The sequence below is a fragment of the Methylobacillus glycogenes JCM 2850 genome (assembly GCF_000617925.1).
Classification (GTDB): Bacteria; Pseudomonadota; Gammaproteobacteria; order Burkholderiales; family Methylophilaceae; genus Methylobacillus; species Methylobacillus glycogenes.
The window spans coordinates 1-25,373 of record NZ_BAMT01000008.1 but is presented as its reverse complement, the minus strand read 5'-3'; the positions used below and the strand labels follow the sequence as shown (position 1 = coordinate 25,373).

The following is a 25,373-nucleotide window of genomic DNA, read 5'->3' as shown; positions in this document are numbered from 1 at the left end:
GGTTGAGAGTCATGCTGGCTTTAACAGTCCGGCCAGCAGGGTTTGTTGCATCAGGTGTACACGCGCTTCATAAGCTTGCCAGTCCAGCCAGTCATCCTCGGCAAAGATGATTTGCAGCGAGCACACGCCATGTATCCCCGCCCAGAGAGTTTGGGCAATCAGATTGCTGTCGCCAGCCTCTGGGCGGAATACCTGCTGCTGGTGGGCGCTTTCCACCATGGCCAGCAGGTAGGCATAAGCATCCTGCTCTGGGTTGCCATGTCTTAGCGTGGTGGTGTCCTTGCTGATGTTGAACTTGGGCGTCATGAACATCAGGCGGTATTGATTGGGGTAGAGCTGGGCGTAGCGGCTATAGCTTTGGCACAGGGCTTTAATCTGCGCTAGCGGGTTATCTTCCTGCTCCAGCGCGCGCAGCTCATGCGCCAGGGTAAGAAAATCGTGATCACACAGGGTTTGCAGCAGGTGTTGCTTGTCCTGGAAATACAAATAAAGCGTGGTGGGTGAATAGCCCACGCGTTTGGCAATCTCACGCATGGAGACGGCCTCTATGCCACGCGCCACAAACAACTCACGCGCAGCATCAAGAATCAATTGCTGCAAGGCGCTGCGTTGTTCTGGGGTTTTGGTTTTGGGTGGCATGCGGCCTGGTCGAATTCGGGTTGTAAGTTAGTAACAAGTTCTAATTTTTGAAGATTAAACACCGTTAACTTAACGATGTAAAGTAAAAAGTGAACACGAGATAATTGGCTGATAATTAAACGTAAAAAAAGCGGCCATGAGCCGCTTTTTCTGATTGGGGATTATGCTGGGTTAGAAGGCGAAGCGCTCGGCTTCTGGTGCGTTTTCCAGCACAGGCAAACAGGTTTCAAACAATACATCCTGACGGAAACTGTTTTGATCAATGCGCCTGATCATGGTGGCTTCCATGACCGGGGCATGGCCGATCACCGCAAATAGGCGGCCACCAATACTGAGTTGCTGTTGTGCCTGCAAGGGCGGTAGGCTCAAGCCACCTGTGTAGACAATCACATCATAGGGCGCTTGTGCCTGCCAGCCCTGGGCACCATCGCCCACAATCAGGCTGACATTGTGGATGTGCTGCTGTTGCAGACGCGCACGCGCTATCTTGCTCAGGTCGCTATTGATTTCCACGCTGTGTACTTCATGCGCCAGCTTGGCAAGCAGGGCGGTCAGGTAGCCACTGCCAGTGCCAATTTCCAGTACTTTGTCACCCGGCTGTAGCGCCAGGGATTGCAGTATGCGGCCTTCCATCTTGGGCGAAAGCATGGTCTGACCAAAGCCCAGGGGAATTTCGAGATCGGCAAAAGCCAGGCCGTGATATTGCGGCGGGACAAAATCCTCGCGTGGCACCTGGCCCAGAAGGTCCAGCACCGTGCCGTCCAGTACCTCCCAGGGACGAATCTGTTGTTCAATCATGTTGAAGCGGGCTTGCTCTACATCGTTATGCATCACATTTCCATCGCATGAGTGTGGGTTTGGCGATTATAGCCCTGCAAGGCAGAGTTTCCTATCAATGTGCAATATCCACAGCCTGAGTGCTGGCCGTCACTGCATTTATAACTTGTAACGACTGAGCTTGTACCAGAGGGATCGTTCGCTGATATCCAGCAGGCGTGCCGCCTTGCTCTTGTTGTCCGCCGTGGCCTGCAAGGCGGCCTTGATCATGGAGATTTCCAGCTGCTCGGTGGCCAGGGGTAGTGAACCTGGCCTGGGGCTATTGCCGCTCTCATTTGAGCCGGGCGTAGCATTGTTGGCCGCGTTTGTATTTGCAGGGTCTGAATTCACTGCATATAAATTGACTGCGTCTATGATGTCAGCAGGCAGATGGCGCAAGTCTATGGGCTCGCCACTGCTGATGATGGTGGCACGTTCCAGTATGTTTTCCAGCTCGCGCACATTGCCCGGCCAATCATAGGCCGATAGCGCCATGCTGGCTTGTTCATCCAGTTGCTGGTGATGGGCTTGCAGGAAGTGCGCGGCAAGCAGTGGAATATCTTCACGCCGCTCGCGCAGGGGTGGTAGGTCCAGGCGGAACACATTGAGGCGGTAATACAGATCGTCACGCAGCTTGCCTTCGGCAATGGCCTGTTTGGGGTCACGGTTGCTGGCGGCCAGTACGCGGATATCAACAGGAATCTGCCGATTGCCACCCAGGCGCTCTATGCTGCCTTGCTGCAAGGCGCGCAATAACTTGGCCTGCAGGGTGATAGGCATCTCCGTGACTTCATCGAGAAACAGCGTGCCACCATCGGCCAGCTCAAATTTGCCTATACGTTCCTTGATGGCTCCGGTAAACGCGCCGCGCTCATGACCAAATAATTCTGATTCCAGCATATCGGCGGGAATGGCCGCACAGTTCACCGCAACAAACAGCGCATTCTTGCGTGGTGACAGCTGATGTATGGCCTGGGCTACCAGCTCCTTGCCTGTACCCGTTTCACCTGTAATCAGGGTGGTGGCCTTGCCTGGGGCCACCTGGCGTATGGCGGCATCCAGTTGCTGCATAGCTGGGCTATTACCTATCAGGCGCGTGGTCTGGCTGGCTTCTGCGCGCAGATAGGTGTTTTCCTGCTTGAGGCGCTTGAGTGATAGCGCACGCGTGATGGCAATTTCCAGCGTGCTGAGGTCGAAGGGGCGCAGGATATAGTCTGAAGCCCCCAGCTTCATGGCCTCCACCGCAGTGCTGATTTCGCCCTGGGCAGTGACGATAATGGCGGGTACATCCAGATGTTCCTGCTGCATGGCGGCGAGCAGTTGCAGGCCATCCTTGATGGGCATATGCAGATCGCTGATGACCAGATCGATACCGCCCTTGCGCAGCAACTCCAGCGCTTGGTAGCCATCTGAGGCCAGCACTGGCTGATAGCCTGCCTGCTTAAGGCTGATTTCCAGCAGGCGCAGCATGCTGGGTTCGTCATCAACGGCGAGGATGTTGTTGGTTTTGCTCATGGCTGGCGTTTACTCATGGCTAGTGTTTACTTAGAGGCTTAGGCGCTAAGAGGAAGCATCAGAACAAATTCAGCGCCATTATAGGCGCTAGGGTTTAAATGACTAGGCCGGACATGGATAGTACCGTGATGCGCCAGCACAATCTGCCTTACCACGGCCAGTCCCAGCCCTATGCCGCCATGGCGCTGGGAAAAGAAAGGGTCAAAAATCTGCTCCAGATGTTCAGGGGCCACCCCTGGGCCATCATCGGCGACGGTAATCACCGCAGCGTTCTCTGTCTCTTGCAGCGTGATATAAATGCGGCCCTGCTCAGGCAAAATCTGCAGCGCATTAAGCAGCAGGTTGAGGAATACCTGCGTCATTTGTTCATTATCACATGGACAAAACACTGCAGGGCCAGGCTCGATTTCAATCTTGATGCCTTTTTTACTGGCTTGGCTCAGCAACATGGCCGCGCACAGCCGCACCACTTCACGAATATCGCAGATATTGAGCTCCGGCAGCCTGGGCTTGGCGGAATCAACCAGAGTGCTGACCAGTTTATTCAGGCGCTCGGTTTCGGTAATGATATAGCCGCAGATTTCGCGGCCTTCTTCACTTAGCCCAGGCTCACGCAGCAAAATCTGCGCTGAAGACCGCAAAATGCCCAGTGGTGTACGCACTTCGTGGCTCATGGCGGCCGCCATTTCCCCTGCCACCGCCAGCTTCGCAGCGCGCGTCAGGCTTTGCTTGGAGTGATCCAGATCCTGCATCATCTTGGTAAATGCGGCCGACATGGCGTCTATTTCCCTGGGGCCGCCACCTGGTGGCAAACTGGCGCTGGGATTGCGCAAAAACTGGCTGGCAAAGCTGGTCAGTCTAGCCAGTGGTCTGGTGATGGTGCGGCTGAGTGGAATGGCAATCAATGCCGCAAGTAGCATGGTGCTCAGCAGCAGGACGGCAAAAATATTCGCCATCTTGCGCACTGGGGTCAGCGCCTGCGAGCGATTAATCGCAGTTTTTACCTGCCAGTCAAAACCTCGATAACCTTCATAACCCTGGGTCTGGGTGGAGGCCATCAGTTTGCGCGAGGCCTGGGTTTTCTCCCAGCGTGGCGTGGCCGCCAGCATTTCACCCTGGCGCGTAAACAGGGCGGCGGCACTGCGGCCTGAAATGCTGCTTTCGAGTATGCGTTCTATCTGTTGCCAGTTAAACACCGCCACCAGGGTGCCCAAACTGCGATCTTCACGAAAATCATCGTTGATTGCGGTATAAAGCGGCAGTTGCTGATGCTGTAAACGACCCAGGTGCACCGTGCCGTGGCTCAGCAACTGAGTCAGCCAGGGCTGTTGCCTGGGTGCCAGCTTGCCCAGCCTGGCTGGGTTGCTGGAGGCAATAATGATGCCCTGCGTATTGGTCACATACAGTTCGGTGTAGATATCTGCGTAACTTAACTTGAGTTCAGTGAGAAAGCTGGAAAGACGCTTGTCGATATCGCCAATACGGGCATCCTGCATTACATCGAGCGCGCTCCATGAGGCCAGATTTTGCAGGCGCTCAAACATCATGCGGTCAATTTCCATGCTGGTGGCAGCCACCCGAGTCTGCATGGCGTTCTGAATTTCTGACTTGAGTGCGCTACGTGCCTCGTAAAACGCCAGCCCGGTAATCAGGGTGGTGGGCAGCATGACGGCCAGCAGAAAGCCGCACAGCAAGAGTTGGCCTATAGTCCATGACTTGAACGGCCAAGCTTTGGACAACGATGCTTTGGAGATCAGTGCTTTTCGCGCCATATCAATCAGTGCGAGAATGCGCGCTATCAAGGAATATCCAGTGACAGAATCTCTGGTGATCCAGTTGGGGGTGGGGCCTGTTCAGGGTCACGTATGGTTTGTCCGGAGAACGAGATGCGCATTATGCAGTTGCTGGAAGCAGCCAGTGTAGCTTTGGTGTTAATGGCCTGCAATATTGCCCATGCCGGGGAGGCCATGCCGCTTTCGCTGAGCAACAAGGCAACGATGCCCACGGCGCCACTCGCGCATGATGCGGCACAACAAAACAGCAGCTTTGATGATTTTGTGCAGGGTTTCAAGCTGGGCGGCTACACCAGCGCTGGCATCAACTTTCACCCTGGCGGCAAGACCGATGCCCGGTGGAACGAGGCTAGCCTATTTATCACCTGGGATCAGGGTGGGCGCTTGCGCTTCTTTTCCGAGATTGAGATTGAGCGACCACTCACCTGGCGCAGTGGTGAGGGCATTACTGGCAAAGACTCTTATCTCGACGTAGAGCGCTTCTATCTCGATTACAACATCTCGGAAAAACTCAATCTACGCACCGGGCGCTTTCTCACGCCCACCGGACGTTGGAACGTCATGCATGCCGCCCCACTGGTCTGGACCTGGTCGCGCCCATTGGTCACCAGCCGTATGTTCCCCGAAGCCATCAATGGCGTCATGTTCTATGGAGCTGCGCCTTTTTCCGATAAGGCGTTTGAATACAAATTCTTTATAGAAGCCTTGCAGGAACGTAACCGTGACCGCAGCGGCGCCATTCCCTTCAACGATACCAAGGGCATGCGCTTTGAGATCACGGGTAAATTTAACTGGGGTTTGTCACTGCTGGATACCGAAGAAGATTTGCCTGAGGGTAGCTGGCGCTACCGCATGGTAGGCGTGGATTTCATGGTGCAGCACAAAGGCTGGGAATTCAGCGGCGAATCCCTGCAACGCTATTACACCGACGGCCGCGATGGCGGCAGCGGTGCCTATGTGCAGGCGGTAGCTCCGCTGGGCAATCAGTGGTTTGCCATAGGCCGCCTGGAAAACTTCCAGCGCCCGGCCGAAGGCTCCAGTGAGCGCTGGGTGCTCGGTGCCGCCTGGCGTCCCACGCCTGCGCATGTGCTCAAGCTTGAATACGTGGGGGGCGATCAGGAAAGACTGGAATCGCCCAAAGGCGTCATGGCTTCGTTTGCCATTCTATTCTGATGCGCTTAGTTCTTATCCTGCTAACCGCGCTGACTTTGGCCCTGCCACGTGCTGGCATGGCTGAGAGTGAAGTGCTGGCCATTGTCATCCCCAAAGGCGAGCATGTGCGCACCATCAGCAAACCCGAGCTGGCGCTGATTTTCTGGCGCAAGAAACTCTACTGGGGCAATGGCAAGCGCATACAACCAGTAAACCTCGGGCCGGAAAACAGCCTGCGCCGTCGTTTTTCACAACAAGTACTGGAAAGCCTGCCCGAAGACCAGCTGGAATACTGGAATGCCCTCTACTTCCACGGCACCTCGCCACCCTATGTGGTGCGCTCGCAAGAAGCCATGCTGCGCTACATCGCCGAAACACCAGGAGCCATAGGCTATGTCAATGCCTGCGTGCTGGATGCGCGCGTGAAAGCAGTGGCATGGATAGCCGAGGACGGCAGCATAGAGTTTGCCGCGCCCAGCATCAATTGCCCCTAAATTCCAGCAAGATCACATGGCAGCACGGATGTTTCTCGCCAGCATAAACTTGATTCCAACAGGGTTTTAACGTACATTCGCCTTTCGCTGGGGGTCTGCTTACTTGTCTTTATCACTCATTGATAGGCATTGAGCAGTGAGAGTTACCCTTTGAACCTGACGCGGATCATCCCGCCGTAGGGAACGCGTGCTGGTTTTCATGGTAACTATTCTTAGGCGCTCTCCTGGCGTTCATGTTTTTACCCGGCTGACTGTCTCCCGCTCCCTGCATTTTTTTGGAGCTAAGCATGAACGCCACCGACAAAAACCTGCATGAGAAATTTCTAAACGCCACCGCCGAGGTGGACCCTGGTGCCACCCAACCGTTTGCCAATTCCCGCAAGATTTATGTAACAGGCTCGCGCCCTGATATACGCGTGCCGTTCCGCGAGATCAGCCTGTCGGACACCCCTTCCGCCTTTGGCGCGGAAAAGAACCCGCCTGTGGTGGTCTATGATACTTCCGGCCCCTATACCGACCCCGCAATCAATATTGATATCCGCAACGGCTTGCCAGCACTACGCGCAGGCTGGATTGCCGAGCGTAATGACACCGAGCAGCTGGACGGCCCGACCTCCAAGTACGGTCAGGAACGCAAGGATGACCCCAAGCTGGCCGAGATGCGCTTTAACCTGACACGCAAGCCCTTGCGCGCCAAGGCTGGCAAAAATGTTTCGCAGATGCACTATGCACGCCAGGGCATCATTACGCCGGAAATGGAATTTATCGCCATCCGCGAAAACCAGCGCCGCGAGAATATGAGCGAGTTGCTGCAAACCCAGCATGCGGGTCAGGATTTTGGTGCTTCCATCCCCAAGGTGATTACGCCTGAGTTCGTGCGCGATGAAGTGGCACGTGGTCGTGCCATTATCCCCGCTAATATTAATCACCCCGAAATCGAGCCCATGATCATAGGCCGTAATTTCCTCGTGAAGATCAACGCCAATATCGGTAACTCGGCGATCTCATCCAGCATTAATGAAGAAGTGGAGAAGATGGTCTGGGGTACGCGCTGGGGCGGTGATACGGTGATGGACTTGTCCACTGGCAAGAACATTCATGAAACCCGCGAGTGGATCATACGCAACAGCCCAGTCCCCATAGGCACTGTGCCTATCTACCAGGCGCTGGAAAAGGTTAACGGCAAGGCCGAAGACCTGACCTGGGAGATTTTCCGCGACACGCTGATTGAGCAGGCCGAGCAAGGCGTGGATTACTTCACTATCCATGCGGGTGTACGCCTGGCGTATATCCCCATGACCGCCAAGCGCATGACAGGCATAGTCTCGCGCGGTGGTTCTATCATGGCCAAGTGGTGTCTGGCCCACCACAAGGAATCCTTCCTTTACGAGCATTTCGAGGATATCTGCGAAATCATGAAGGCCTACGATGTGTCCTTCAGCCTGGGCGATGGTCTGCGTCCTGGTTCCATCTACGACGCCAACGATGCCGCGCAGTTTGCCGAACTCAAGACCTTGGGTGAGTTGACGCAGATTGCCTGGAAGCATGATGTGCAGTGCATGATTGAAGGCCCAGGCCATGTGCCCATGCACATGATCAAGGAAAACATGGACCTGCAACTGGAGCATTGTGGTGAAGCCCCGTTCTATACCCTGGGCCCATTGACCACCGATATCGCCCCCGGCTATGACCACATCACCTCGGGCATAGGTGCGGCGATGATAGCTGGTACGGTTGCGCCATGCTGTGTTACGTCACACCCAAGGAGCATCTGGGCCTGCCGGACAAGGAAGATGTGCGCGTGGGTATCGTTACCTACAAAATTGCGGCACACGCGGCCGATCTGGCCAAAGGCCATCCCGGCGTGCAGATTCGTGACAATGCCTTGTCCAAGGCCAGGTTTGAGTTCCGCTGGGAAGACCAGTTCAATCTCGGTCTGGACCCGGAAAAAGCCAAGGAATTTCACGATGAAACCCTGCCGCAGGAAGGGGCCAAGCAGGCGCATTTCTGCTCCATGTGTGGCCCGCACTTCTGCTCTATGAAAATCACACAGGATGTGCGTGACTATGCCGACAAAATGGGCGTGGACGAGCAGGCAGCCTTGACCAAGGGCATGCAGGAGAAATCCATAGAGTTCATCAAGCGTGGTGCCGAGGTTTACCAAAAGGTCTAAGCCTCATTATTGCTAGATGTATATAAATCCGCTCCGTGCCTGCACGGGCGGATTTTTTATTGCCGCAAGCCTGGCTGTATGGCTGCTTGAACGCCAGCTACAGGCGGTTTTCCCTCGGTGCAGCGCAGCCAGTAATGGGATGGTATATGAGGTGGTATGTTAGACTTGCGCCATGGCTACACTGAAATTACCAAGCAATACCGTCAAGAAAACCAGCGCTGATAAAGCGCCTGTACGTCGTGCCGATCCCAGCAAGCGAGATCGCAGTCAGGCGCCAGTATTCAAGACGCATCCGGCTGCAGGGCAAGAGCAATCCCCGGCAAAGCCTAAAGAGCAATCCAAAGCTGAACCGGCACGTGAACCCCGTGCCGCACGCACTGATGACAGGCCTGCACGTGGCAGACCCGCTCAGCCTGATGGTCGCGAGCGTACTGTACGTCGCGGCGAGGCAGGGCCAAGCCGGACTGGGGCGAGAGTCAGCCGGGAAGACGACAAAGGCGGCAGCCGGAGAGACCACAGCGGAGATAGCCGTTCAAGTCAGCACAACGATAACCGGAGAACTGAAAACCGCGCTAGCCGAGATGACAACAGGCCTGCGCGCAGCCCTGACGGCGAGCGCAGCAGACCAGCGCCGCGCGATGCTGCCGCAACCAGGGGTGCTAACCGCAGCCGAGATGCTAGTAATCGTGAAGACAACCGCCGTGATACTAGAAGCCGTGACGCTAATAGCCGCGATGACAGGTCAGCACGCTCTGCGCCACGCAAGGATTTTGCTGCCAAACCTGCTCCAGCCAAGCCTGCCGCCACTGGTGATGACAGCCTACCCAGACTGTCCAAGCGCATGGCTGAACTGGGCTTGTGCTCACGCCGTGAAGCCGATGAATTCATAGTCAATGGCTGGGTCACGGTCGATGGCGTAGTGGTGGATGTGCTGGGCTCACGCGTACCCTTGACCGCTGAAATTCAGGTCAGCAAGGAAGCGCAAAAGCATCAGTCCGGCATAGTCACCATTTTGCTACACAAGCCCGTGGGTTATGTTTCCGGTCAGGCTGAGGATGGCTATCAACCTGCCATCGTCCTGGTTCATCCGGACAATCAATGGACAGAAGACCCCAGCCAGAACATTTTCCAGCGTGGCCATCTGCGCGGACTCGCTCCAGCGGGGCGTCTGGATATCGATTCCACAGGTTTGCTGGTACTCACCCAGGATGGCCGTGTTGCCAGACAGTTGATAGGTGAAGACTCTGAAGTCGAGAAGGAATATCTGGTACGGGTAGAAGGCGAGTTGAGTGAAGATGGCTTGCGCAAGCTGAACCACGGCTTGACCCTGGATGGCGTCAAGCTCAAGCCTGCACGGGTTTCCTGGCAGAATGAAGACCAGCTGCGCTTTGTGCTGCGTGAAGGTCGCAAGCGCCAGATTCGCCGTATGTGCGAGATGGTGGGCCTGACCGTGGTGGGGCTCAAGCGGGTACGCATAGGCAGCATCAGCCTGGGCAAGTTGCCAGTAGGCAGCTGGCGCTATCTGCGCCCTGGTGAACGCTTCTAGTCAGTTGGCAGTCAGGGACAATATGGATTATTCGATAGTATTGCAGGGTCTGTGATGGGCAAGCTGGCTGCTGGGTCTAACCCCATGCTGCAGGCTGGCCTGGATATCATGAAACACTATGGCGGGCCGCAGGGTGTGCTCAAGCTGATGCGCGAGCAGGGGCTTAACGCCGAAGTGGAATCATGGCTGGGCAGTGGCAGCAATCTGCCGCTCACTGTGCAGCAGGTGGTGCACGTATTTGGTGCCCAGGAATTGGCCGAGATGGCCAGGCAGTTTGATTTCGGCGCTGAAGAATTCAACAGCAAGCTGGCGCAATACCTGCCAAAAGCCATAGACAGGCTCAGCCCGGATGGCAAATTGCCCTCCAGTCAGGCTGAACTGATGGCGCGGGCATTTTCATTGCTTAAATAGCACTAGGCAGTATTTGGCACTTTTTTAAAATCGGACATGGCTATGAAGCGCGGGGGGGCGTTTCATAGCAGGTTCACAAGCATGCGGCAGCATAGCGTCGCCCATATCAACAATAAAGATGGCAGGACATGGATCTCTTACTACTCTTCAAGGCATTTATCTTAGGCGTTATTGAAGGCGCTACCGAATTTCTCCCCATCAGCAGTACTGGCCACCTCATCATCATCGGCGATTTGCTGGATTTCAATGACGAAAAAGGCAAGGTGTTCGAGATTGTCATCCAGCTAGGTGCCATCCTCGCCGTGTGCTGGGAATATCGCAGCCGCCTGACCAATGTGGCGACCACCCTCAATACCAATGTTTCACAGCGCTTTATCCTCAACCTGTTTATCGCCTTTCTGCCAGCCGCGGTTGCCGGGCTGACGTTGCATAGCTTTATCAAGGAGCATTTGTTCTCCTCGATTACCGTGGCTTGCGCATTGATAGTTGGTGGTTTTGTGATTTTACTGGTGGAGAATCTCTATGCGCATGACAAGGCACCTGTTGCCAAGGCGGCCAATCTCAACGAGATCAGCCCCTTGCAGGCGCTGAAGGTGGGTTGCGCCCAGGCGCTGGCCATCATGCCTGGCGTTTCCCGCTCCGGTGCCACCATATTGGGCGGCATGATATTTGGCCTAAACCGCAAGACAGCAACCGAGTTTTCCTTCTTCCTCGCCATTCCAGTAATGTTGGCGGCGACCACACTGGATGTTTACAAAAATCGTGAGCTGTTTGTGGCGGATGACCTGGCCATGTTTGCGATTGGCTTTATTACCGCCTTCCTCTCTGCATTGATCGCGATCAAAACCTTGATCCGCTATGTGGCCAACCATGACTTCAAGGGCTTTGCCTATTACCGTATTGTGCTGGGTATCATTGTCCTGGCTTATTACTGGTAGTTACTTCTGGTAATTACTGCGCATGGCATCCCTCCGCCAGCCCCTGACTGGCTGGCCGCACTGCCGGGACTACACCGGCAGTGCTACACTTTCAATACTTGCTGCTGCTGCGAAATATATGTGAATGCTAGGCATTCTGCTGACGCAGCCTTTACGCTCAATCAAAACAGGAAAGATTAATGAATAAAATCCTTAAGTATTCCTTGTTTGGCCTGGCTGGTTTTGTACTGGTACTTGTCATCATCGTCGCCATCTTTGCCGCGACCTTCAACCCCAATGACTACAAGCCCATGATAGTGAAGCTGGTCAAGGACAAGAAACAGCGTACGCTGAATATTGAAGGTGATATCAAACTGGCATTCTGGCCCAAGCTGGGTGCCAATCTCGGCAAGGTTACACTCTCCGAGCACAATGGCGACCAGGAATTTGCTGCGGTTGATGGCCTTAAGGTTTCGCTGGCTCTGCTGCCCTTGCTGAAAAAAGACCTGGTGGTGGATAACGTTTATGTGGATGGTGCCCGCGCTAATATCGTGCGCCATGCCGATGGCAGCACCAATTTTGATGACCTGTTAAGCCCGGATGACGATGAGCCATCACAGGCGGTGAAATTCGATATTTCCGGTATCAATATCAGCAAGTCTGCGCTTAACTTCACGGATGAAGGCGTCAACAGCCAATACAGCGTAAAGAATTTCAATCTGGAAACTGGCCGTGTGGCGCCTGCCACGCCGTTTGATCTCAGCAGTGATTTTGAGTTGAGCGCCAGGCTACCCAATGAAAACACGCCCAAGATAGAGGCCAAGGTCAAGCTGCAGGGCAATTTCATGGCCGATCTCGACAACAAACATTTTGCCGTGCGCAAGCTCGATGCTGCCGTGACCGGAGATGTAGCCACGTTGCAACAAGCGGATATACGCCTCAGCGGCGATGTGGATGCCAAGACCGAGCAGATGGAACTGTTGGTGAATAGTCTCAAGCTGGCTGCCACTGGCCGCCTGGCTGAAGCCAAGCTGGCCGTGGATTTGATCGCGCCTAAGCTCACCGTGCAGCAAAACGAAGTATCAGGTGAGCAAGTTGAGTTGGCACTAAGTCAGGAGCAGGGCAGTGATACGCTCAAGGCCAAGCTGGTGCTGGCGGATATCAAGGGCTCACAAAAATCTGTGCAAAGCTCAGGCATTAATGGTGAAGTCAGCCTTAAACAGGCTAGCCGCAGTGTGGAAAGCAAGTTTTCTTCACCGTTCAAGGGCAATCTGCAAGACCTGATATTCGAGCTGCCCAAGCTGGCGGGCAAGATAGATATCAAAGACCCTGCCCTGCCCAAAGGCGGTGCCCAGGGTAGTTTTGATTTCAAGCTGCTGGCGGATGTGAAGCAGGAAAAGGTAGATAGCGATTTCAGCCTGGATGTAGAAGACACCAAGCTCAAGGGTGATGTAAAAGTGGCTGGCTTTGCCAAGCCAGATATCCGCTTTAACCTCAATGGCGACAAGCTGGACCTGAACAAATTGCTGGGTGCAAAACCAACTCAGCAAAAACCTGCTGCTCAGCCTGCGCCCAAGCCTGAGCAGGCTGCGGCTAAATCTGGCTCAGGCCCTGACCTTTCCGCGCTCAAGGATTTGCTGCTGCAGGGCAATGTCAATCTGGGCAGCATCATCTATGAGAAGTACCGTTTGAGCGGCCTCAAGCTGGGTATCAAGGCTGATGGCAGCACGCTGAATATCAACCCCTTCAACGTCAAGCTTGATGAAACCAGCATCAAGGGCAAGTTTGGCATTAGCCGCTTTGCCCAGCCTATTTATCACTTTGATGTGGATATCGATACCCTGGATGCGGATCGCTACATCACTGATTCAGAAGCCAAGCCTGCAAAACCTGCTCAGCCAGCCACTACACAGGCTAAAGCCGCTGATGCCCCCATAGACCTCAGTGCACTACGTCAGCTCAATGCCGATGGCGAACTGCGCATAGGCGCACTCAAGGTTGCCAACGTCAAGAGCGCTCAGGTGCGCATCAAGCTGAAAGCGGACTCGGGGGTGGCCGAACTATCCCCTTTTTCCGCTAGGCTTTACCAGGGTGCCATGAATGGCGCCCTGACCGTGGACGCGCGCAGCACCCCCAGCATTGCCTTGCGCCAGGACTTGTCCGGCATTGATATCGGCCCTTTGCTGGTGGATGCCATCAATAACGATATGCTCAGCGGCAAGGGTAATCTCAATCTGGATATCAGCACCAGCGGCAACACCGTGGCTGCACTCAAGCGCGGCCTGAATGGCAAGGCTGCGCTCAAGTTACAGGATGGCGCGGTCAAGGGCATAGACATTGCGGGCACCCTGCGTGGTGCCAAGGACAAGCTCAATGCACTCAAGGGCAAAAGCGCAGTGGCGGGCGACAAGAGCAAGCAGACTGACTTTAGCGAAATGCAGGCCAGCTTTAATCTCAAGAACGGCGTTGCGCATAACGACGACCTCAGTATGAAAGCCCCCTTGTTCCGCATCACTGGCAGCGGTGATATTGATATTGCCAACGAAACCCTGGATTACCTGGCCAAGCCCACTGTGGTGGCTTCTCTCAAGGGTCAGGGTGGGGCAGACTTGCAGGAACTCAACGGCCTGACCATTCCGGTCAAACTGACAGGCAGCTTTGCCAAGCCTGCCTATGCCATAGACTTTGCTGGCCTAGCCACAGCACTTGCGCAAAAGAAACTGCTTGATGGTGTGGGTGGCAGCAAGGGTGAAGCGGTGAAGAATCTGCTGGAAGGCAATCGTGAAGATGCACTGAAGTCTTTGCTCAACAAGCGCCAGGATGGCAAGGCTGCACCGCAGCAAGAGCAGGCCACACCTGCCCAGCCTGTTGAGCAAGGTGCAACACCCCCGCCAGCCGCCACGCCGGAAGAAAAAGCCAAGAAAAAACTCAACAAGTTGCTGGGGCTTTAAGTAGTGCAGGAACAAGCCGCTATCACGCCATTACGTCCCGCCATTGCCGAGCGCCTAATTGCCTGGCAGAAGCAGCATGGCAGGCATGACCTGCCCTGGCAAAACACGCATGACCCGTATGCCATCTGGGTGTCTGAGATTATGCTGCAGCAAACCCAGGTGGCGGCGGTAATAGGCTATTACCAGAAGTTTATGCAGCGCTTTCCGCGCATTGCCGACCTGGCCGCGGCCAGCCAAGATGATGTGATGCAGCACTGGAGCGGCCTGGGTTATTACTCACGTGCGCGCAATCTGCACAAGGCGGCACAGATCATTGTGCAGCAACATGGCGGCATATTCCCTGAGGATTTCGAGGCCATACAAGCCTTGCCCGGCATAGGCCGCTCCACCGCTGCTGCTATTGCCTCTTTTGCCTTTGGTTCTGCGCAGCCGATACTGGATGGCAACGTCAAACGCGTTTTTGCACGCTATTTCCTGATTGAAGGCTGGCCCGGTCTGCCACGCGTGGAAAAATCGCTATGGCAACTGGCAGAGGCCATGCAGCCCAGCAGCGAGATGGGGCCTTATGCCCAGGGGCTAATGGATTTGGGTGCCACACTTTGCACACGCAGCCGTCCGCGCTGTGATATCTGCCCCTTGCGGCTGGATTGCGGCGCGCTGATCAGCGGCCGCGTCAAGGAGCTGCCTGCATCCAAACCACGCAAGGCTATTCCGGAAAAATCCGTACAGATGCTGGTGCTATGCCACCAGGGCAGAGTGCTGCTGGAAAAGCGCCCGGATCATGGCATCTGGGGCGGGCTGTGGGGTTTGCCGGAGCTGGATTTGCAAGCTGACTCCCTGGCCTGGTGTGCAAAAACGCTAGACCTTCAAGATATGCAAAGTCCCAAGCCGCTGGTGCATATCAGTCATACCTTTACTCACTTCAAGTTGCATATTGCTGCGGCCACCGTGCAGGTAGAGGCATTGCCGCTACAGGCGCACGAGCCACGCTGGCAATGGTGGGAACTGGCAGCGGCAATCGATGCGGGTTTGCCAGTGCCTGTGCGCAAGATATTGCAGGCCTTGCAGATGCAAAGCCAACTTCAGTCTCAGCGGCAACTGGCTCTGGTCTGAGCGCGGCTGTTACCGCTGCAAGTACTGACTTACTGAGCGATTTTGCGCAGTTGTTGTTCGCGAGAGGGCATGCGAGATTGCACGCGTGACTTGCGCTTGCGCGCCCAGATCAGGATGCCAGTGATGCTGAGCATGGCAACAATAGCGCCCATGATGGAGATCATGATGCGGCCAGGCAATCCCAGTATACGGCCCGAGTGCAGCGGAAACTGCGCCTGCATAAAGATATCGCCCGCGCTGCCAGTGCCGGGGATATCAGCCCCGGCGGGTTTGCCATCCTTGGCGTCGTAATACAGCAGGGGTTGCCCAGGCCGCCATCGCCATGGTCATGACCAGGCTCGAAGAAACCCACGCCATAAAGCCCGAATGCCGGAGAATAGAAAACCGCGCCTGCGGGCTTGCTCCAGCCACGTTGCTGGGCATCAGCCCTGGCAATTTCCAGAATGCGCTCGCGGCTTATGCCAGGCAGTATGGGGTCATCTTCCGCATGCGGTACGCGCGAGGCAAATGGGCTGGGGCTCAAGGTAGAAACGGTTTCTACCAAAGGACGCACGACCTGGAAATTCAGGTTCATGGACACCGAAGTCACCGCCAGTAATAGCAATAGCAGCCAGACCCAAACCCCGCCTGAGCGATGTAGATCAAAAGTAAGCTTATGCCCGCCCTGTGACCAGCGGAAGGCAAAAGACTTGCGCCAGGAAGCCAGGTTGGGGAAGGAAATCCACAGCGCAATCAGGTTATCCAGCACCCATACTATGGCCACTATGCCCATGAATAACATACCCAGCTCTATGCCCCAGCCATCCGGAATATGCATGGTGTAATGCAGTTTATAGAGAAAGGGCAGCAGGTTTTCACTACTGAGTGAAATGGCTCCCCATTGCCTATGGCCTTGCATCTCTGCGCTGACCGGGTCTAGCGAAACCTGGTTATAGCCCAGAGGGTAAGCCTTGCTGGTGGCAGGGTCCTGCTTGGCTGCCACGCCAACACCCAGTGCATGCCCTGGTTCTATGCTCAAGGGCAAAAAGCTGATGATCAGCCTGGGTTCCTGTTGTTCCAAAGCTCGCGCCAGCGCCAGGCTATCTTGTGGCTGGCCTGAAGTCTTGGCATGGAATAAGTGTGGGTTCAACCATTCATCCAGCTCGTGATCCCAGGAGATCACGGCGCCAGTCAGGCCGGAGATAAACAGGAAAACGGCCACGAACAGGCCAAACCAGCGGTGTAGCAGTACCAGGTATTTACGCATTGCGGGACAGAGTCAGGCGGTGGAATGCAGTGTTGTGAATGGCGATTATAAGCCGAGATCGATACAAGAATGAAATGCATTTAGCTTGTCATCGTTACATAAACTACCTGATACAACGGCAAATCCAGCGCATGTATTAACTCGCGGCGCAGAAACCAGGCAGGCGGTAGCGCTTGCTAGATCTGGTCTTATCGGGAATAATTATCATCATTATTAGAATAATCAGGTCTGTCCTATTCTGCGGCGGGCCACTCAGGGCGCTGCTAAGCCAGCGTCTAATCCAGGGGTGTTTCAAACAGTGTTGCGCTAGCGCATTGGCTCTAGCGATTCCGTGTGTGCATATGGTTTAAATGTGCATGATTCCAGGTCTGGCCCTATGCCCAGGCCAAACACCAGCAGGATTTGAATACTCATGATGCTTCAACCCGTGATGAACGAATTGTTGAATAAAGCCGTTTTTTCTAAGCTCAAGCCTATATCCAGGCTGTTCCTGGCCAGACGTAATTTGATGATCAACCTTCCGCTTACTGGCCTCTTGAGTCTGGGCAGCATGCAAGCTGTGCTGGCCGCAGAGGCAGTATTGCCTGAAGTGCAGGTGAGTGGTGAGGCTGAGAAGGAAACGCCAACCAGTGCCGTGCGTGGCTACACCGCCAAGCGCAGCGCCACCGCCACCAAAACCGATACCAGTATCTTGGAGACGCCGCAGTCCATCTCGGTGATTACCGCTGACCAGATTGAAGATCAACGCGCGCAATCGATACAGGAGGTGTTGCGCTATAGCGCAGGTGTGGTGGCTGATCAATACGGCCTGGATTCACGTTCAGATGCCTACGCCATACGCGGCATGGATGCCACGCAGTACCTGAATGGCCTTAGGCAGGTTAATACCTTCTATTCCGAAACCATACGCCCAGACCCTTATGCCATGGAGCGGGTTGAGGTGTTGCGCGGCCCATCCTCCATGCTTTATGGCTCTGGTGGGGTAGGTGGTATTGTCAATCTGGTGTCCAAGCGGCCGCAGACTGAAACCAAGCGCGAAATGAGCGTCATGCTGGGCAATTACCAGCGCAAGCAATTGCAGGCAGATTTCACCGGGCCAGTGGCTGATAGTGATACCTTGTTCTACCGCCTGGTGTTACTGGGTCGCGACAGTGAAAGCCAGGTTAAATATGCCAATGACGAGCGCACGCTGATTGCTCCTTCCTTGACCTGGAAGCCTAATGACCGCACCAGCCTGACTTTGCTGACGCAATACCAGCGCAATGATGGCAGACCTACGCCACAGTTTCTGCCCTGGTCTGGCGTGCTGCGCCCCAACCCCAATGGCAAGATTCCCTACAACACCTATATTGGTGACCCAAGCTTTGATAAGTATGTTTCAGAGTCCACCCATCTGGGCTGGTCGCTGGAGCATGCATTCAACGAGCATTTGAAATTCCGCCAGAACGCGCGTTATACCAGCAGCACCAATAACTACAGCAGCCTCTATCCCAACAGCTTCAGCGCCAACCCCTATATAGACGCCAACCAGCGCGTGCTGGATCGCTATGTGGATGTCTCCAAGACCAATAGCAAAACCGTCAATCTCGACAATCATCTGCAGGCCAATTTCAATACGGGTGAGTTTTCGCATACCTTGTTGCTGGGCCTGGATGTTGGCCGTTTCCGCCAGGCCAAGCTGGCAGGCTCTGACCTGGGGGCGCTTAACCCGATTGATGTCTACGACCCGGTGTACACCCCGGTAGATACCAGTGGTTTGCAACTCAACTCTTCATTCTCACGCCTCATCAATACCGGGGTTTATCTGCAAGACCAAGTGCGTTACAAGCAGTGGATATTCACGGCCGGGGTGCGTAGAGATGAAGTCAAGAACGAGGCTGAAGGTCAGGATACCAAGCGCGATCAGGCCACGACAGAGCGCTACGGTCTGACTTATGTCGCTGAAAATGGCTTGGCGCCCTACATCAGTTATGCAGAATCTTTTCTGCCCGTGGCAGGGACGGATGCAGGCGGTAGCTTGTTCAAGCCACAGCGTGGCAAGCAGTGGGAATTGGGCATTAAATACGAGCCTGTAGGTTCACGCACGCGTTTAACAGCAGCGATTTTTGATATCCATGACCAGAACCGCACCACGGCTGACCCTGCCAGTCCTATGAACGCCATCCAAAAGGGTGAGGTGCATACCCGCGGGCTGGAGCTGGAGGCGACCAGTTCGCTGACCAGTCATCTCAATCTGATTGCCAGCTATAGCTATACCGATGCGCGCTACAGCAAGAGCACCAACCCGGAAGAGCAGGGCAATCAGGTGGAAACCATTCCTAAACACCTGGCCTCAGCCTGGGCGGTACAGCGCTTTGCCATCGGTGATATCCACGGCTGGCGCGCAGGGTTGGGCGTGCGTTACATCGGTAGCTCGGGTGATAACTTTGATCAGATCAAAGCGCCCAGCGTGACCTTGGTGGATGCAATGCTAGGTCTGGATTATGGCTCATGGCGTTATGCGGTAAATGCCAGCAATCTGTTTGATAAAGAGTATGTATCCACTTGCATTGCGCGTGGAGATTGCTGGCTGGGGGCCAAGCGTCAGGTGATTGCCAGTGCCACTTACTACTGGTAGGGCTTGAGCTCAGGGCTATGTGAGTATTTGCCAACCGTATTTTGAGTGAGCATAAAAAAGCCCGCAGATGCGGGCTTTTTCTGTGAGTGCGACTAAGCGTCAGGCTTAGATTTCGCCCCAGCTTTCGTCCCACATGCAGTGCTTGATCTTGTGGCGATTAGCGATCAGTTCATCAATGGTTGGCTCGTCGTTCAGAGCGCGCTTGATGGCCAGCTTGGTGGCATCGTAGTTGTTCTTGTACATGTCGGCCTTGTCCAGCTTGCCTTCCTTGGCCAGTGCAGCACAACCTGGATCAATCCATACCAGGCTGACGATGCACAGATCATTCACTTGATCCTTGGGGATGATGCCTTCGATCACACAGTCCAGAATCGCATCAGCAGTTGCAGCTTGTACCACGCCACCGAACAGTTCGATGTTGATGGAATCCTTGAGGGTGACCTTAGGCACCATCATGGTGGCTGGGCGCACCAGTTGGTTGATGTCACGCACTGCGAACATGGCAGTGTGGCCCTTGCTTTGCGCCATCATGTTGGCAAAAGCGGTACCAACCGGGCCATCAACAGCACCGATCAGGATTTCTGGCATGGCAGCGGTGACATCTTTGCCTTCGCTGAAGATGGTGGCTTCACCAGCCTTGAAAATAATTTTAGACATCTGGCTTCCTTAAGGAGAGGTAAACGAACGAAACGCCGTATTTTACCCAAGCCTCAGGGGTGGGGCAAACGCGGAGAGGCAGGCTTCAGGATGTTCTGCTATCCAGACGTAACTTCATGGCCTTGTGAGGTATGCCTGCATCCATGTATTCATCGCTGCTGACCTTGAAGCCAGCGCGTTCATAGAAGGCAATGGCGTGAGTCTGCGCCGAAAGCTGGATATCCAGCCAGCCATTCTCGCGGCACAGCTGTATGGCCGATTTCAACAAGGCCTGGCCTACGCCCTGGCTGCGCCAGTCTGCCAGCACGGCCATGCGCCCTATGCTGGCATCGCTGAGCACGCGGGCACAGCCTATGGCCTTACCGTCCTCGGTCAGTGCCAACAAGTGTTGTGCGGTTTCATCGAGGCCGTCCCACTCAAGCGCGGCGGGGACTTGCTGTTCCACAATAAACACTTGCTGGCGCACAGCAGATATCTGCGCCTGATAACTGGGCCAATCAACTTCTTTGATGAAATAATTCATGACGTTCTCTGCAATGGTTGAGCGCGGTTACGCATGGTTAAGCTGAGTTAAGCTGGGATGCCATATCTTGTGTGTAGGGCTAGGACTTAATTTTAAGCACAAGTTCTGGCTGTGTATGAGCGGCTTTTCGCATAGACCAGAAGCTGATCAGTTTTGTTCATTGCCTAGTGTTTGATGCTGCCTATAGACCGTGCGGTATTGCGGCAGCTGGCGCTTACGGGCATCATCTAGCCTTTGTTGCGGGCGCCAGCGTGCTAGAGCGCTACCTGCAATCATCAATAATCACAAAGCAGAGCACCCCGTGCTCCTTGAAGAGAAGGTAAAACGATGACGAAGTTTCTCAGCTTTCTAGGCCGCGTTCTGTTGGCGCAGATTTTTCTTGTGGCCATCCTGTTCCAATTGGCGATCATCTTTAATAGTCCAAGTGGCTATGAAAACTATCAGGTTTATCTTGGCCACTTCGGCTTGCCAGGTGTGTTTGCGCCCCTCATGATCTTGGTGCAACTGCTGTTTGGCTTGAGCCTGCTGCTGGGTTTCAAGACCAAATTGTCGGCTTATGTACTCGCCGTTTATTCCGTGTTTATTGCCGTATTCCTCAAGCTGCCTGACCCTACCCCAGGCAGCGGCTTGCTGGGCTTTATGCAATACATTGCCTTGGCAGGTGGTTATATCACTCTGGCACTGCATGCCCCTACGGCCTGGAGCCTGGATAACCTGCGCAAGAAGTAAGTTGCTGGCAGCAGTATGCAAAAAGGGCGGTATGACCGCCCTTTTTTATTGTGCTTAGTTTATTGTGCCTAGCGTTTATATTTCGCCTAGCGGCATAGGCTGCATGCGCTATCTCAAGCTTCAGCCAGATTGCGCGGTATCTTGAATACCACGTTCTCCACCACACCGCTAAGCTCCTGCACATCGGCAGCGCCCAGTTCATGCAGCTTGGCAATCACTTCTTGTACCAGCACTTCGGGGGCGGAAGCACCTGCGGATACGCCTATGCGCTTTTTGCCCACCACCCAGGCTGGGTCCAGATAGGAGGCGTTATCTACCATATAGGATTCTATGCCCTGGTTTTGCGCCACTTCACGCAGGCGGTTGGAGTTGGAGCTATTGGGTGAACCCATCACAATCACCAAATCGCAATCACGTGCCATGATCTTGACTGCATCCTGGCGGTTTTGGGTGGCATAGCAGATGGAATCACTGCGTGGCGGTGTGATATCGGGAAAGCGGTTCTTGAGCGCAGTGACGATGGAAGCTGCATCATCAATCGAGAGCGTAGTCTGCGTCACATAGGCCAGTTGGGCCGGGTCGGCCACTTGCAGGGTGGCTACATCATCGGGTGACTCCACCAGATACATGCCGCCCTTGGACTGCCCCATGGTGCCTTCAACCTCGGGATGGCCTTTGTGGCCTATCATGATGATTTCCTTGCCGGCGGCGCGCATCTTTTCCACTTCTATGTGCACCTTGGTTACCAGCGGGCAGGTGGCGTCGAATACACGCAGGCCGCGCGATTCTGCCTCGGCACGTACATCCTTGGAAACGCCATGAGCACTGAAGATGACGGTATTGCCTGCGGGTACATCCTCAAGCTCTTCAACAAAAATCGCGCCTTTGCGTTTCAGGTCATCAACCACAAACTTGTTATGCACGACTTCATGTCGCACATAGATGGGCGCGCCAAATTTCTCCAGCGCCTGCTCAACAATGATGATGGCCCGGTCCACGCCGGCACAAAAACCACGTGGATTGGCTAAAACTATATCCATGACTCTCTCTGCAATATGCGCTGTTGCTTGGGCTAGCTGGCCCAGCTTTGCTAATGGCCAAGCCAGTGGGCAAAAGTCAGCAACAGCAATAAACCAATTAATAATACCAGTACGCGCCAGACCAGGCCGACTGCGCTACGCAGGTAGTCGGCATCGGCCTCATCTCCCAGCCCGATTTCAGGGCGGTAAACCAGTATGCCATTCATGGGTAGCGGCTCACCTATGCGTACACCCAGCGCGCCTGCACCGCTCGCCAGTATCATGCCCATGGCTTTGTCCGACCAGGATTCCGCCTGTGAGCGCCAGCAATAAATGGCATCTTCAAAATCGCCAACGATGGCAAAGCTGCCTGCGGTGACAAAGGCAGGTGGCCAGTTCAGCCAGGTGAACACTTTGCGCGCCAACTGATTGAAGGGTGTGACTTCCTGCGGCTGCCATTCCATGGTGACGATATGCGACAGGCGATAGAACACTGCGCCTGCGGGGCCAAAGATCACAAACCAGAAGATAGGGCAAACAAGCCAAAATGCGAGCGCGACAGTACGGTTTCTATGCTGAACTGTGCTACCTGCGTCGTGGTGAAGCTATCACTATCAACCTTTTCCCATTGCGCCAATAACAATCTTGCCTCATCAATATTGCGCGTGCGCAGGGCAGCAATGATTTGTTCGGCACGCGGGCCAAACTGGCTCAGGCGCAGGGTGAAGTAAAGTATGGCCACACCAAACAAAATGCCGAGTATGGCGTTGATTTCCAGCAGCACGTAATACACGATGCCCACCAGTAAACTGGGCACGACCACGGTCAGTACCCAAGCGGTAATGCCCTGCAAACGATTGCCCCCATTGAAATTGCGCTCCAGCATCTGCACGAAGGGGGCGACAATTTCCTGCAACCAATCCAGTTTGCGGTGAGGTTGATAATAGGTGAGTGCTAGGGCACCGATCAGGGCAATGAAATTCAAGGCAAGACTCCTGCATTCTTTTCAGGTTGCGGGCTGCTTTCCAGCGGCATTTCCACGGATAGTACACTATCCTTGACGATTTCCACGGTGGGCAGGTTGAGGCTGGTGTCCTTGGATTTTACATATTCAAGTATCTTGGAGTAGGTTTTGCCGTAGGCCAGTAATGGGTGCGCCTTGATGCTGGCGACCATGACCTTGCGTTTGGGCACGGTGTCTACCTGTATAGGCGCTTTGGGCTGGTCGTCCGGGCCAATCAGGAAGCCAGCGCGTGCGTGCAATTCTTTATAAGAGGTAGTGCGCGGGTCGCTGAAGATCAGTGTGATTTCAGCACCGGGCTTGATCTTTTGTTCCACCAGTTCATGCAGCACTTCTTCCTGCTTGGACGATAGCTTGGAATAAGGCCCTTCGGCTTCAAGATAGGCGTAGCGGTAATTGCCACGCTCTTCTATGGCAACATCGGCAGAGGAAAACAGGCCCCACCACCAGAGTACCAGGGTGACGGGAATCAGAAAGATCAGCAGGAAATAAGGTAGTTGTTTTTTCACGATTCTAAGCTGCCATTCGGCAGAATGACGGGGCTGCAAGGTTACGGCCAAAAGATACCACAGACCGCACCAGGCTTTACAGTACTTTGTCACTGGCTGCAGCCTAAAGCTCAGCAGCGTCAAATCATCAGTATAATGGCGCTTTTGCGTTTACCAGCCCCAGGCCTACCATGAAAAATACCGCAACCCTGCTCGTCACTTGCCCTGATCGCAAGGGCATAGTCGCGTCAATTGCCGATTTTCTCTACCGCCACGACGCCAATATTCTGCATGCTGATCAACATCAGGATGCCGAGAATAATCTCTTCCTGATGCGCGTGGAGTGGGACTTGACCGGTTCCAAGATCAATCTTGATAACTTTGCTGAACACTTTGGCCCGATTGCCCAGCAGTTTGCGATGGACTGGCAGCTGAAGGGTGCGCAGCGTCGCCCACGCATGGCCATCATGGTGTCACAGTACGATCACTGTCTGGTGGATCTCTTGCACAGGCACAAGAGCGGTGAGCTGGAATGCGATATTCCGCTGATTATCAGCAATCACAGAGATACCGAAAGCCTGGCTAACTTCCATGGCATTCCTTTCCACCATATCCCGGTGACCAAGGATAACAAGGCCGAGGCCGAGGCGCGCCAGTTTGCCCTGTTTGAAGAGCACCAGGTTGACCTGATTGTGCTGGCGCGTTACATGCAGATTCTCTCGCCGGAGTTCGTCAAGCGTTATCCGCATCGTGTCATCAATATTCACCACTCCTTCCTGCCTGCCTTTATAGGCGCTCGTCCTTACCACCGCGCCTTCGAGCGTGGCGTCAAGCTGATAGGCGCAACCAGTCATTACGTCACTGAAGTGCTGGATGAAGGCCCTATCATTGAGCAGGACATTGCGCGCATCTCGCACCGTGACCAAGTAGAAGACCTGATCCAGAAGGGCCGTGATCTTGAGCGCGTGGTGCTGTCACGTGCGGTGCGCTGGCATATAGAAAGCCGCATCCTGCTTTATGCCAACAAAACAGTGATCTTCGACTAAACGCTGACCGTAAAACTTGTCGAGAAATTGACAGCTTTGTCAGTTTTTCGGCATGGCCGCGCTTGAGTTTTGCCTGCAATTTTTATCAAAAAACCCACAGTTTTACTGCTGAGTTTTAGTCCGATAGGACTAAAAAAGGAAGAATTGACAGTGGAAACAATGACATTTTGATTTCTTGTCATTAGACTGAGTCGCGCAATGTCGGCTTTGGCTCGAAATATGCTGCTAGCCAGGCTACCGGGGAACACTGCAAGCACGATATATATTTAACGATAAGAATGAACAAGTACTGGCGTTTTCAAATAGCGACAAGTCAGTATTTATTCCGATTTTTTCATCCAAGATAATAATAAATCGTAAAGGTTGAGCGTGTTGAGCAAGCATAAATACTTCGTGTTCAAGTACACGTGGCCGATGTTGGTGGTGACTGCAGCCTGGGCTGCGGAACCGCAGGGAGACCAGGCCAAACCCATTGCCACTCCATTGCAGGCAGCTTCTACAGCAGCC

22 protein-coding genes and 1 pseudogene are annotated in these 25,373 nt (G+C 54.4%); 11 read left to right on the top strand and 12 right to left on the bottom strand.

Annotated features, from left to right (window positions below; translation table 11 throughout):
* Positions 1–9: 9 nt before the first annotated feature.
* The 4 genes from JCM2850_RS11260 to JCM2850_RS11245 all read right to left on the bottom strand — a co-directional run bounded on the left by JCM2850_RS11260 (position 10) and on the right by JCM2850_RS11245 (position 4,772).
* The gene (locus tag JCM2850_RS11260) at positions 10–639 is read right to left on the bottom strand and encodes a TetR/AcrR family transcriptional regulator (protein WP_025871915.1); all 630 of its coding nucleotides are present in this window, start codon (positions 637–639) and stop codon (positions 10–12) included.
* Between the two features lie 171 nt (positions 640–810).
* A complete protein-coding gene (locus tag JCM2850_RS11255; protein ID WP_036266052.1) occupies positions 811–1,470 on the bottom strand; it encodes a protein-L-isoaspartate O-methyltransferase family protein in 660 nt (219 codons plus the stop codon).
* 105 nt (positions 1,471–1,575) lie between these two features.
* Complete coding sequence (locus tag JCM2850_RS18805; RefSeq protein WP_036266050.1) at positions 1,576–2,970, bottom strand: sigma-54-dependent transcriptional regulator; 1,395 nt, start codon at positions 2,968–2,970, stop codon at positions 1,576–1,578.
* Positions 2,971–3,008: 38 nt separating this feature from the next.
* The gene (locus JCM2850_RS11245; protein WP_025871911.1) at positions 3,009–4,772 is read right to left on the bottom strand and encodes a sensor histidine kinase; all 1,764 of its coding nucleotides are present in this window, start codon (positions 4,770–4,772) and stop codon (positions 3,009–3,011) included.
* Between the two features lie 84 nt (positions 4,773–4,856).
* On the opposite strand from JCM2850_RS11245, the gene JCM2850_RS11240 reads away from it, so the two are divergent.
* From JCM2850_RS11240 to mutY, 8 genes and pseudogenes are all read left to right on the top strand, one after another.
* The gene (locus tag JCM2850_RS11240; protein WP_025871910.1) at positions 4,857–5,936 is read left to right on the top strand and encodes a hypothetical protein; all 1,080 of its coding nucleotides are present in this window, start codon (positions 4,857–4,859) and stop codon (positions 5,934–5,936) included.
* A complete protein-coding gene (locus tag JCM2850_RS11235) occupies positions 5,936–6,409 on the top strand; it encodes a type 2 periplasmic-binding domain-containing protein (protein ID WP_025871908.1) in 474 nt (157 codons plus the stop codon). The genes JCM2850_RS11240 and JCM2850_RS11235 overlap by 1 nt, the downstream gene beginning before the upstream one ends.
* A gap of 287 nt (positions 6,410–6,696) precedes the next feature.
* Positions 6,697–8,582, top strand: a pseudogene (gene thiC, locus JCM2850_RS18800) (phosphomethylpyrimidine synthase ThiC).
* A 172-nt stretch (positions 8,583–8,754) separates the two neighbouring features.
* Entirely contained in the window at positions 8,755–10,128 is a 1,374-nt protein-coding gene (locus tag JCM2850_RS11220) for a pseudouridine synthase (RefSeq protein ID WP_025871906.1), read from the top strand.
* A 39-nt stretch (positions 10,129–10,167) separates the two neighbouring features.
* Complete coding sequence (locus JCM2850_RS11215) at positions 10,168–10,539, top strand: YidB family protein (protein WP_500778288.1); 372 nt, start codon at positions 10,168–10,170, stop codon at positions 10,537–10,539.
* A 128-nt stretch (positions 10,540–10,667) separates the two neighbouring features.
* Complete coding sequence (locus tag JCM2850_RS11210; RefSeq protein ID WP_025871903.1) at positions 10,668–11,477, top strand: undecaprenyl-diphosphate phosphatase; 810 nt, start codon at positions 10,668–10,670, stop codon at positions 11,475–11,477.
* Between the two features lie 179 nt (positions 11,478–11,656).
* Complete coding sequence (locus tag JCM2850_RS11205) at positions 11,657–14,407, top strand: AsmA family protein (RefSeq protein WP_025871901.1); 2,751 nt, start codon at positions 11,657–11,659, stop codon at positions 14,405–14,407.
* A gap of 3 nt (positions 14,408–14,410) precedes the next feature.
* Positions 14,411–15,520 carry an A/G-specific adenine glycosylase gene (gene mutY, locus JCM2850_RS11200; protein WP_025871899.1) on the top strand — a complete coding sequence of 370 codons (1,110 nt, stop codon included), beginning with the start codon at positions 14,411–14,413 and terminating at the stop codon, positions 15,518–15,520.
* 29 nt (positions 15,521–15,549) lie between these two features.
* Here the strand turns inward: mutY and JCM2850_RS22850 are convergent, their stop codons facing one another.
* Together JCM2850_RS22850 and JCM2850_RS18795 are read right to left on the bottom strand one after the other, a co-directional pair.
* On the bottom strand, positions 15,550–15,741 hold the full coding sequence (locus JCM2850_RS22850; RefSeq protein WP_234406223.1) for a PepSY domain-containing protein: 192 nt from the start codon (positions 15,739–15,741) through the stop codon (positions 15,550–15,552).
* The gene (locus JCM2850_RS18795; protein WP_234406222.1) at positions 15,681–16,766 is read right to left on the bottom strand and encodes a PepSY-associated TM helix domain-containing protein; all 1,086 of its coding nucleotides are present in this window, start codon (positions 16,764–16,766) and stop codon (positions 15,681–15,683) included. The genes JCM2850_RS22850 and JCM2850_RS18795 overlap by 61 nt, the downstream gene beginning before the upstream one ends.
* 412 nt (positions 16,767–17,178) lie before the next feature.
* Between JCM2850_RS18795 and JCM2850_RS11190 the strand changes: the two genes are divergently transcribed.
* Complete coding sequence (locus JCM2850_RS11190; RefSeq protein ID WP_081775041.1) at positions 17,179–19,383, top strand: TonB-dependent siderophore receptor; 2,205 nt, start codon at positions 17,179–17,181, stop codon at positions 19,381–19,383.
* 105 nt (positions 19,384–19,488) lie between these two features.
* On the opposite strand, the gene fae is transcribed toward JCM2850_RS11190, so the two are convergent.
* Together fae and JCM2850_RS11180 are read right to left on the bottom strand one after the other, a co-directional pair.
* On the bottom strand, positions 19,489–20,040 hold the full coding sequence (gene fae / locus JCM2850_RS11185) for a formaldehyde-activating enzyme (protein WP_025871896.1): 552 nt from the start codon (positions 20,038–20,040) through the stop codon (positions 19,489–19,491).
* Positions 20,041–20,125: 85 nt separating this feature from the next.
* On the bottom strand, positions 20,126–20,563 hold the full coding sequence (locus JCM2850_RS11180) for a GNAT family N-acetyltransferase (protein WP_025871894.1): 438 nt from the start codon (positions 20,561–20,563) through the stop codon (positions 20,126–20,128).
* Positions 20,564–20,890: 327 nt separating this feature from the next.
* On the opposite strand from JCM2850_RS11180, the gene JCM2850_RS11170 reads away from it, so the two are divergent.
* Positions 20,891–21,292: a DoxX family membrane protein gene (locus tag JCM2850_RS11170; protein ID WP_025871892.1), complete on the top strand. Its 402-nt coding sequence runs from the start codon at positions 20,891–20,893 to the stop codon at positions 21,290–21,292.
* A 113-nt stretch (positions 21,293–21,405) separates the two neighbouring features.
* Here the strand turns inward: JCM2850_RS11170 and ispH are convergent, their stop codons facing one another.
* The 4 genes from ispH to JCM2850_RS11155 are packed head-to-tail and all read right to left on the bottom strand — an operon-like array spanning position 21,406 to position 23,841.
* Positions 21,406–22,332: a 4-hydroxy-3-methylbut-2-enyl diphosphate reductase gene (ispH, locus tag JCM2850_RS11165; RefSeq protein WP_025871890.1), complete on the bottom strand. Its 927-nt coding sequence runs from the start codon at positions 22,330–22,332 to the stop codon at positions 21,406–21,408.
* Between the two features lie 50 nt (positions 22,333–22,382).
* Entirely contained in the window at positions 22,383–22,805 is a 423-nt protein-coding gene (locus JCM2850_RS23485; RefSeq protein WP_267879281.1) for a CobD/CbiB family protein, read from the bottom strand.
* Between the two features lie 20 nt (positions 22,806–22,825).
* A complete protein-coding gene (locus JCM2850_RS23480) occupies positions 22,826–23,296 on the bottom strand; it encodes a cobalamin biosynthesis protein (RefSeq protein ID WP_267879280.1) in 471 nt (156 codons plus the stop codon).
* Entirely contained in the window at positions 23,293–23,841 is a 549-nt protein-coding gene (locus JCM2850_RS11155; RefSeq protein WP_025871888.1) for a GyrI-like domain-containing protein, read from the bottom strand. Before JCM2850_RS11155 ends, JCM2850_RS23480 begins: the two co-directional genes overlap by 4 nt.
* A gap of 170 nt (positions 23,842–24,011) precedes the next feature.
* Here JCM2850_RS11155 and purU point away from each other — a divergent pair, with 170 nt between their 5' ends.
* Positions 24,012–24,866 (top strand): formyltetrahydrofolate deformylase, encoded by an 855-nt coding sequence (purU, locus tag JCM2850_RS11150; protein WP_025871886.1) that lies wholly within the window; start codon positions 24,012–24,014, stop codon positions 24,864–24,866.
* The last annotated feature ends 507 nt before the right edge of the window (positions 24,867–25,373 follow it).